This is a genomic window from Thermobrachium celere DSM 8682 (assembly GCF_000430995.1).
Taxonomy (GTDB): Bacteria; Bacillota; Clostridia; order Clostridiales; family Caloramatoraceae; genus Thermobrachium; species Thermobrachium celere.
On the sequence record NZ_HF952039.1, the window covers coordinates 173,895 to 183,061 of the forward strand.

At 32.6% G+C, this 9,167-nt stretch carries 9 protein-coding genes, 2 tRNA genes, 1 rRNA gene, 1 pseudogene and 2 other annotated features (1 of these 15 only partly in view); of the genes and pseudogenes, 2 read left to right on the forward strand and 11 right to left on the reverse strand.

Annotated features, from left to right (window positions below; genetic code table 11):
- Nucleotides 1-284, forward strand: a pseudogene (locus TCEL_RS12365) (IS30 family transposase); the annotation flags it as partial.
- Between the two features lie 324 nt (nt 285-608).
- Here the strand turns inward: TCEL_RS12365 and serS are convergent.
- Both serS and TCEL_RS12375 read right to left on the reverse strand, forming a co-directional pair.
- On the reverse strand, nt 609-1,892 hold the full coding sequence (serS, locus tag TCEL_RS12370; RefSeq protein WP_018666605.1) for a serine--tRNA ligase: 1,284 nt from the start codon (nt 1,890-1,892) through the stop codon (nt 609-611).
- 65 nt (nt 1,893-1,957) lie between these two features.
- Nucleotides 1,958-2,156, reverse strand: a binding site (T-box leader).
- Between the two features lie 50 nt (nt 2,157-2,206).
- Nucleotides 2,207-3,115, reverse strand: coding sequence for a polysaccharide deacetylase family protein (locus TCEL_RS12375; protein WP_018666607.1), 909 nt, complete (start codon nt 3,113-3,115; stop codon nt 2,207-2,209).
- Between the two features lie 61 nt (nt 3,116-3,176).
- On the opposite strand from TCEL_RS12375, the gene TCEL_RS12380 reads away from it, so the two are divergent.
- The gene (locus TCEL_RS12380; RefSeq protein ID WP_018666609.1) at nt 3,177-3,362 is read left to right on the forward strand and encodes a hypothetical protein; all 186 of its coding nucleotides are present in this window, start codon (nt 3,177-3,179) and stop codon (nt 3,360-3,362) included.
- A 31-nt stretch (nt 3,363-3,393) separates the two neighbouring features.
- Here TCEL_RS12380 and TCEL_RS12385 read toward each other — a convergent pair whose 3' ends face one another.
- From TCEL_RS12385 to rrf, 9 genes are all read right to left on the reverse strand, one after another.
- Nucleotides 3,394-4,497 carry an aminopeptidase gene (locus TCEL_RS12385; RefSeq protein ID WP_040684112.1) on the reverse strand — a complete coding sequence of 368 codons (1,104 nt, stop codon included), beginning with the start codon at nt 4,495-4,497 and terminating at the stop codon, nt 3,394-3,396.
- Between the two features lie 59 nt (nt 4,498-4,556).
- Complete coding sequence (locus TCEL_RS12390; RefSeq protein WP_018666613.1) at nt 4,557-5,069, reverse strand: transcription repressor NadR; 513 nt, start codon at nt 5,067-5,069, stop codon at nt 4,557-4,559.
- 9 nt (nt 5,070-5,078) lie between these two features.
- Nucleotides 5,079-5,849, reverse strand: a complete 771-nt coding sequence (locus TCEL_RS12395; protein ID WP_018666617.1) for a GerMN domain-containing protein — start codon at nt 5,847-5,849, stop codon at nt 5,079-5,081.
- 11 nt (nt 5,850-5,860) lie between these two features.
- Complete coding sequence (locus tag TCEL_RS12400; protein WP_040684113.1) at nt 5,861-7,276, reverse strand: sensor histidine kinase; 1,416 nt, start codon at nt 7,274-7,276, stop codon at nt 5,861-5,863.
- Nucleotides 7,254-7,937, reverse strand: a complete 684-nt coding sequence (locus TCEL_RS12405) for a response regulator transcription factor (protein ID WP_018666621.1) — start codon at nt 7,935-7,937, stop codon at nt 7,254-7,256. The genes TCEL_RS12400 and TCEL_RS12405 overlap by 23 nt, the downstream gene beginning before the upstream one ends.
- Before the next feature lie 72 nt (nt 7,938-8,009).
- Nucleotides 8,010-8,489, reverse strand: a complete 480-nt coding sequence (locus TCEL_RS12410; RefSeq protein WP_018666622.1) for an HD domain-containing protein — start codon at nt 8,487-8,489, stop codon at nt 8,010-8,012.
- Nucleotides 8,490-8,582: 93 nt separating this feature from the next.
- Nucleotides 8,583-8,658, reverse strand: a tRNA-Thr gene (locus TCEL_RS12415).
- Between the two features lie 10 nt (nt 8,659-8,668).
- Nucleotides 8,669-8,745 (reverse strand) — tRNA-Asp (locus TCEL_RS12420).
- 5 nt (nt 8,746-8,750) lie between these two features.
- Nucleotides 8,751-8,865: ribosomal RNA gene (rrf, locus tag TCEL_RS12425) — 5S ribosomal RNA — on the reverse strand.
- Between the two features lie 40 nt (nt 8,866-8,905).
- Nucleotides 8,906-9,167, reverse strand: a sequence feature (mutual gap in cmsearch alignment for this rRNA model is longer than 100) (it continues 898 nt past the right edge of the window).

Here is a 9,167-nt window from a genome sequence, read left to right on the forward strand (position 1 = left end):
CACAGCTGACAAGTGGGGTTGAATTTAGTAATTTAGAAACTTTGCTTAAAGAATATGGTATAGAGGTATACTATACTCACCCTTATTCTTCCTTCGAAAGGGGTACTAATGAACGTCATAATGGTCTTATACGTCGTTTTATCCCTAAGGGTAAAAGCATCAAAGACTTATCTTTTGATACAATTCAAAGGATTCAAAATTGGATGAATAGGTTGCCACGTAAATTGCTAAATTACAAAACCCCAGAAAAATATTTTTATGAAGAACTATCGAAGATTGCTTAATCCCATATTTTGAATATTATAGATGTCGCTTGTGGTTTATCAAGGGTAAAGCTCCGCCTGCTACGCAGCCCTTGACAAACCCATGCACTCCATCTCCTGTTATTATTAAGATGGGCTTAAGGCTGATTTTGACTATTGTCAGTCCTATTCTACATGATTTTTCACAGGGGTGTTGCATTTAATATTGCAATTTAAGTTTTTTATTTTTCTCTGTCGCCCATCGACATTATTTATTATATAATCATCTATTCTTTTTTGCAATGATAAATATATAGTATAAATGTATAGGAGTAGCCATATTTCATGCTACTCCTAAATGTGAAATTACTTTGTTATTCTTTCTATTCCACCCATATATGGTCTCAATACTTCTGGAATTACTACTGAACCATCTGCTTGTTGGTAATTTTCAAGTATTGCTGCAACAGTTCTTCCTACCGCAACACCTGAACCATTTAATGTATGAACATATCTTGGCTTATCCTTTGGATCCTTTTTAAATCTTATATTTGCACGTCTTGCTTGGAAATCTTCAAAGTTTGAACAGCTTGAAATTTCTACATATCTTCCATAGCTTGGCATCCAAACTTCAATATCATATTTCTTTGCTGCAGTAAATCCTAAGTCACCTGAACAGATCAATACTACTCTATATGGTAAACCAAGTAATTGTAATACCTCTTCAGCATCATTTGTTAACTTTTCAAGTTCTTCGTATGAATTATCTGGATCTGCAAATTTAACAAGCTCTACTTTGTTAAATTGATGCTGTCTTATAAGGCCCCTTGTATCACGTCCTGCTGAACCAGCCTCTGAACGAAAACATGCTGAATAAGCCACATGCTTTATTGGTAATTTACTTCCATCCAATATTTCATCCATATACATATTAGTTACAGGAACTTCAGCTGTTGGTATTAAGAAATAGTCATCATTTGTTACCTTAAATGCATCTTCTTCAAATTTTGGAAGCTGTCCTGTTCCTGTCATACTTCTTCTGTTTACCATAAATGGAGGGAATATTTCTGTATATCCATGCTTATCTATATGAGTATCAAGGAAGAAGTTAATTAGTGCTCTCTCTAGTCTTGCTCCAAGTCCTTTATAGAATGTAAATCTAGCTCCTGTTACCTTACCTGCCCTTTCAAAATCTAATATATCTAAGTCTACACCTATATCCCAATGGGCCTTTGGTTCAAAATCGAACTTTCTAACTTCACCCCATCTTCTAACTTCTACATTATCAGCATCTGTTTCTCCCTTTGGAACATCCTTATGTGGTACGTTTGGAATTCTTAATAGCAAATAGTTTATCTCTTCTTCTACCTTGCTAAGTTCAGCATCATATTCTTTAATCTTATCTGATAGTTCCTTCATTTCCTTTAATAGTTCATCTGCATTTTGACCTGCTTTTTTAAGCTTTGCAATCTCTTGTGAATCTGTGTTTCTCTTATTCTTTAGAACTTCTACTTCTGCTAATATACTTCTTCTTTTCTCATCTAGTTCTACAACCTTGTCAATCATTTCAAGGTCAAAGGCCTCTCCCCTGATCTTCATGGCCTCTTTTATAGCTTCATGCTCTGCCCTTATTCTTTTTAGATCTAACATCTTAAATCCTCCTCTTCTATTTTATATTTCTTATTATTTACAAAAATAAAGACCTTTCATCCCTGTAAAGGGACGAAAGGTCATACCTTCCGCGTTGCCACCCTAATTGGCTATAAGCCCACCTTGAAACCTATAACGGAGGTTACCGTCTTGCTCATCGCAAACCCTCAGGGATGGATTCAATAAGCCAAAGTACTGACTCGCACCAACCGTCAGCTCTCTTAAACTTTAAACTTATTTACTATTTCCCCTCATCAGTTTATTTTAATATATATTATAACACCATTTCAAAAAATTACAACATCAATTTAATATTACCATAATAAAATTATAAATTCATATTTGTGAAATCTATTAAATCTAGGTATAAGTATCCTTCTAATTGCCATTTTATTTACATTACCCATATTTATCCCAAAGTTATGGCTTGCGAAAGCCATTTGAAATCCTGACTTTTTAACTAACTCCTGTATTTCTTTTGATAAATCCCCTCCACCATATGGATAACAGAAGGAAATTGGTTTCATACCTAAATTTTTTTCAATATCCTCAAAACTCCATTGAATTTCCCTTTGAGCTGTCTGTTTATCAACCTTTAAAAGATTGACATGATTTCTAGTGTGTCCACCAAAATCTATTCCATTGTTTTTCATCTCTTTTACCATTTCCCAAGTTAAATAATCGTCTTGGCCTATCCTACCTGTTGCTAAAAATATTGTTGCAGTAAACCCATACTTTTTAAGTATAGGATATGCATTTTCATAATTATCTCTCCAACCATCATCAAATGTTATTAATACAGGCTTTTTAGGTAGTTTTACTTTATTTCCATTATAGTATTCTAAAAGTTCCTTTTCTGTTATTGTTTTATACCCTCTTCTTTTTAAATATCTCATTTGCTTTTCAAAATTTTTTACTGAAACTGTAGGAACTTTTTTATCATAAACATTGTCATTTACTCTATGATAAGTTAAAACTGGTATTGGTTTTTTAGTATTTTTATAAGTAAAACCTGTTGAGAAGGTAGCTAAAAACAAAAGTGCCAGCAATAAGCTATATACCTTTACCTTATTAATTCTAAAATTTAATCTATACCTAATTATTCTAACCCCTACCCATATTAAATATATGATAATTATTATCTGTAACCCACCAAAAGATATCAACCCTAAAGAATAGGTTATTAAAGATAATACCAAAAACATAAAAATATCTATCTTCATTATATCCCCCCCTGTTTAAACCCTCAATATTTGGCAATAATTATAATGGGGAGGGGTTAAGATGAGTGAAATTGATGTTTTAAGTCAAATTGCAAACTTAAAGGAATTAGATTATAAAAACACATTAATGATAGTTGGATTAATTGAGCTTTTAATTGAAAAGGGACTAATAAGTAAATCCCAACTTATTAAGAAAATAAATTCACTAGATACTATTGCAAACATCGAAACAGAAGATATTATATAATATGCCCCATGTAGTTACATGGGGCATATTTTTATATAATAAATTTTCCATCTTTATATATTAATTCTCCATCTGCATATATTTCTCCACCATCTCTCATATCACAAAGCATATCCCAATGTATAGCAGAGAAATTTTTAGAGCCTGATTCAGGGAAACCTCTTCCTATTGCAAGGTGTACTGTTCCACCTATCTTTTCATCAAACAGCATGTTCTTTGTGAATCTCTTTATACCATAATTTGTTCCAATCGCAACCTCTCCTAAGAACTTTGCTCCTTCATCTGTATCCAATAACTGAAGCAATAAATCTTCTCCTTTAGCTGCTGTAGCCTCAACAACCTTTCCCTTTTCAAATCTTAACTTTATATCTTCAATCTCGCGTCCAGCATATATTCCTGGAAAAGAAAATCTAATATATCCTTCAACACTATCTTCAATTGGGCTTGTAAACACTTCTCCATCTGGGAAATTTTCATTTCCACAGCAATTTATCCATTTTCTTCCTTCTACCCTCATCTTTATGTCTGTATCCTTTGATACTATTCTTATTTCTTTTTTAGTATCAAGTATTTTACAAATTCTATCTTGTTCTTCTTTAACCTGCTGCCATTTCTCTATTGGATTTTCTGTATCTATATATCCAGCTCCATATACGAAATCTTCATATTCTTCCAATGACATACTTGCCTCTTGAGCATTAGCTTCTGTTGGGAAGAGAGTACCACACCACTTTAATTCTTTGTTTGCCATTCTTCTCTCAAATATCTCCATCAACTGTCTTCTTCCTCTTGATCTTAACTTCATTTTTGATGCATCTATATTAGTTAACATTCTTGTATTTTTTTCTCCCCAAACTGTTAATATTGCATCAACTGTTTCAAATGCTGTCTTTGAAGATTCTGGTATGTACATTATCTGTTCGTCATTTCCATGTTTTAACATTATCTCAGTGAGCTCTTCTATCCCTAAATCAACCTGAGGGAAAATCCCCATTTTTATAGCCTCTCTATATACTTCCTTTATAAAGGGTAAAGTTTTTTCCCCACCTTGTATCAATAGTTTATCTCCTGACTTTAAATTTAATGAATATCTCAAAATAACCTGGGCAAGTTTTCTAGCTCTTATATCCATAATCCCCCACCTTTCAAAAGAATTATTAAAATTTTAACATATTACTGGACTATCTGTAAATATTATTCAATTAGAAAACCTTTTTCCTTTAAAACCTTTAAAATTCTTTCCATATCCTTTTCACTATCTGCCTCAATTGTATGTATGTGAACCCCTTCAGTTAAGTTGGATAGTGGCTTTGCATTACTATCTTTTAATTTATTTATAAACATTTCTACATCATATATAGATTTTAGCATTAACTTGCCTGTAATTTCCCCGTATATTTTATGCTCAATTGTTACATCAATTATTCTACCACCTAACCCTACAATTGTCCTTAACTCCTCTTCTATTTGGTTTTCATCATGTTTTACAGCTATTATTTTCCTTATATATCCATTATTATTTGTCATCAATATATAACCTTGAGGAGTTGCTATTATATCATGCCCTTCTGCTCTAAGTAGAGCAATGTCTTGAACAATAACTTGTCTACTTACATTATATAATTTAGAGAGCTCTCCTCCCTTTACAGGAGAGGAGGCCTTTTTTAAATAGTTAAGTATTGATTCTCTTCTTTCTTCTCCCCTCATATTTGCCTCCTACATATTTGCTTGAGAAGTTAACCAATCAACAAGCCATACACCTTCTATATTAACGCATTTAAAGTATAGATCTACTTTACCTTCTGGAGCTAAAAAAACTACCTTTACCTTAGCCATATTTCCATCTACGGTATAACTACCAACTTCAAACTTTTGTTTTGTAAATCCAAGACTATATACCTCAAGCATTTCTCTATAGTATTCATCATAGCTTTTTCTAAAGTCATTCGTAACTTCATCTGACATCAAAAGATACGCTGAGAAAAAATCTCCTTCCTGCTCATATAACATCTGTTTTTTTAGTACCTGAGCTGGATTTAAACTTTTATCCCTCTTTATCAGATTTCTATTTCTTATGTAGGTATATTCTCCTTTATTTGTACGTATAACAACCTTTTCAACCTTTGGAACTTCAGTAACAGTATTTATTATTGAATACAGTACAAGATTATTATCCTTTTTCATATCTCCAACTTCTTTATTTAATTTAATATAGACAATATTTGATTCCTTCTTTATAGATTTTAATTTTAAATTTTCACTAATATGTCCTTGTTGTTTTAATATATTTATAACCTCATTTACTGCTGTCTCTTCTAAAGAATTCTTATATTTTGCTATAACTTCTCTTGGTCTTAAAAAATTATCATCACCAGGTTCATAAACTATTAGTCTAACATCATATGTCTGTGTTTGCATTTCTTTTTGTCTACAACCAAAAATAAAAATTGAGAGTGAAAGAAGAAGGAATAGAATAGTTTTTTTCATAATCAACACTCCTAACCCTTATATTCATAAGGAATTATTATTATAAATTCCGTTCCTTCCCCCACCCTGCTCTTAACTTCTATACTACCATTATGCTTTTTTATAATTTCATTAACAATAGAAAGCCCAAGGCCACTGCCACCAGTTTTTCTGTCTCTGGTTTTATCTACTCTATAGAACCTTTCGAATATTTTGGGTAGATCCTCCTCTGGAATTCCTACCCCGTGGTCCTTTATATGCACAATCGCTCCTCTGTAATCCCTTTCAACCCAAAAATCAACTCTGCTAAATTCATAAGAATATTTTACTGCATTTTCTACAACATTATATAATGCTCTAAATATATTATCTCTATTTCCTTCAATTTCTACACTCTGTCCATCATAAAATATCTCTATATTTTTTGTTTTAGCTATATATCCAACCCTTCTTACTACTTGGAGACATACATCGTTTAAATCAAATTTTTCTACCTTCATCCCAAAGCTTCCTTCAAGTTTGGTAAGTTCTAGTAGGTTATTTACTATATTTGTTAATCTATTTATTTCTGAATTAATGTCCTTTAAGAATTCCATTGCCATCTCTTTATTTTCTAATTCGCTAGATATCAATGATTCAACTAATACATTAATACTTGCAAGAGGAGATTTTAACTCATGGGATGCATCTGCTACAAATTGCCTTCTTTCCCTATCTATTTTATTTATCTTTTCATTCATTTCATTAAAAGCATTGCAAAGCCTTGCAATCTCATCATTCCCTATAACTTCAACCCTCTGCTTCAAATTACCCTCTGCCATGTTTTCTATTGCATCAATTACACTGTATATAGGTCTTGTAGCATAGGTTGAGATTAGATACCCAATTAAAGTTACAAGAACAAGTATTAAAATTGATATGGCAAAAAGTTTCTTTTGTATTACTACAATTTTATTATATATATCATTTATAGGAGTTAAAAATAAAACTACTCCCTTTACATTTTCTCCAACTAATATTGGCGTTGCCACACTCAAATAACTATTTTCAAAAAATCCTCTTAGTCTTGCAGTTTTTACACCTGAAAAAGCCTTTTTTACTTCTCGATTTTGATAGTAAGTGCCTTCAATCTGATCTTTTGAATCCGATCTAACAATATACCTATCATCTATCACCAATATTCTGGAATTTGACTGTCTTGATATAGTTTCCAAAGCAATGTCAAAAAGAGGCGTTTTATTTAAATCCGCCTCATAAGCTAAATCAGCAATTGTTCTTTGGTATAAATATATGTTCGCTTTCCTCTCTGTAATATACTCTTTTCTTATAGCTAAAAATACAAATATATTAACCAAAAAAAGACATACAGTAAGAATTACTACATAAGATAAGGAAAGTTTAATTTTAACAGAATTTCTTATAAAATCATCCTTTATAATAATAACCAACTCCCCACTTAGTTAATACATATTGTGGGTTACTAGGATCCTTTTCAATCTTTTCTCTTAGTCTTCTAATATGAACGTCAACTGTTCTTGAGTCTCCATAGTAATCATAACCCCAAATTATTTCAAGTAGTGTATCTCTGCTGTATATCTTTCCTGGGTTTGTAACCAATAAGAAAAGTATATCAAATTCCTTTGAAGTTAAATCAACAGGCTTTCCTGCAATATTAACTTTTCTTGAAGGTACATCAATCATTATATCTCCAGACTTTATTATATCTCCCTTATTTGCAACTATGTCATATGTTCTTCTTAAAAGTGCTTTTATTCTTGCTCGAAGCTCTAAAATGTTGAATGGTTTAGTTAAATAATCATCTGCACCATATTCAAAACCTAATACTTTATCTTCATCTTCACCCTTTGCAGTAAGCATTATAACAGGGACTGAAGATCTTTCTCTAATCTTCTTTAATAGAGTTAATCCATCTATTTTTGGTAACATTATGTCCAATATTATTAAATTATATATATTTTCACTTATTTTTCTTAACGCATCTTCTCCGTCATATGATACATCAACACTATAGTTGTCAAGCTCAAGATTATACTTTATTCCTTTTACAAGATTTTCTTCATCATCAACTATTAAAATACGATAATCCATAATATATCCTCCCTCGTATAATATTAGGGTATGTCAAAAAATTATAACTATTGCAATTATATTATATAAATATTAATGTTTACAATCAACTTCTTGAAGTATTTTTAACTTTTTATCATTTATTCCATAATTGTGATGATTTTTTATTAAGAATTTTATATAGTTGTCACAATTATTTAGATATGTGAGTGCTATTTCAGGATGATTATAGTATGCATATATTGGTCTTATATTATAAAACCTCTTTAAAAAATTTGGAAATAGTTTATTAAATATAGTAATTATTGATTTATTTATTACATTAAGACCACTATCTATTTTACCTATGTCATGAAGTAGAGCAGCCTTTATTAGATTAATATCATACAGATCTAGTTCTAATGACCTTTCCAATACCTCTTTTGCTACCTTAACTGAATGTACCTTCTCGGATTCCTTAAGCCTGTTAAAAAGAACTCTTTCATTTTCACTCAAATATGCATTAACAAATTTTTTATCATCATCAGTCAACTTAGAAAATAATGCCCAGAAAAACTGTCTAATCCTATACATCGTATTACATCCTCTTCTAGTGTAATTACATGTGTATTTATATATATTTTACATCAAAAAATAAAAAAAGCAAGGTTAAACCTTGCTTTCTAATGGAGCCGGCTATAGGAATCGAACCTACAACCTACTGATTACAAGTCAGTTGCTCTGCCAATTGAGCTAAGCCGGCATATTTAAAATGGCGACCCAGAAGGGGCTCGAACCCTCGACCTCCGGCGTGACAGGCCGGCACTCTAACCAGCTGAGCTACTGGGCCATACTATCCGGCAACGACCTACTCTCCCACACCGTGCGGTGCAGTACCATCGGCCCTGCGGAGCTTAACCTTCGTGTTCGGAATGGGAACGGGTGTTTCCTCCGCGGCATAGTCGCCGGATTAGTTCTTTCAAAACTGCACAGCCTGTATGATCAAGCCCTCGACCTATTAGTACCAGTCAGCTAAACGCCTTACGACGCTTACACCTCTGGCCTATCAACCTGGTGTTCTTCCAGGGGTCTTACTAGCTTAACGCTATGGGAAATCTCATCTTGAGGTGGGCTTCGCGCTTAGATGCCTTCAGCGCTTATCCCATCCGAACATGGCTACCCAGCTGTGCCGCTGGCGCGACAACTGGTGCACCAGAGGTTCGTCCATCCCGGTCCTCTCGTACTAAGGACAGCTCCTCTCAAATTTCCTAC